We start from the raw sequence: 309 nt of genomic DNA, 5'->3' as shown, positions 1-309 counted from the left end.
CGGCGCCTCAGTGGCCGGGCTTGCGCTCAAGGCCGGCGTAAACGCCAACCAGCTTCGCAAGTGGATCTCCATCGATCGGACAAAGACACGCCGCCGACCTGGACGGCCGCCGGCACCAGCCCGTACGTCGCTACCTGCACGCGAGCTAGTCTGCCCAAAAGACACGTTGCACGTAAACAACGGCGGCGCGCCGTGCTCCGCTATCCTGGGGCGCATGAATCCACCCGATCTCAAGCACGTACCCAAGGCCGTCAGGGGCTATATCCGCGATCTCGAAGAGCGCGCGACAAAGGGCATTGCCCAGCGCGA

1 pseudogene is annotated in these 309 nt (G+C 64.7%); it reads left to right on the top strand.

What is annotated here, in order from left to right:
- Positions 1–79 (top strand): annotated as a pseudogene (locus AB4Y40_RS42915) (IS66 family insertion sequence element accessory protein TnpB); the annotation flags it as partial.
- Between the last annotated feature and the right edge of the window lie 230 nt (positions 80–309).

Source organism: Paraburkholderia sp. EG287B (assembly GCF_040965595.1).
Lineage (GTDB): Bacteria > Pseudomonadota > Gammaproteobacteria > Burkholderiales > Burkholderiaceae > Paraburkholderia.
The sequence above is the reverse complement of the archived record's forward strand: the minus strand, read 5'-3'. Positions and strand labels throughout refer to the sequence as shown.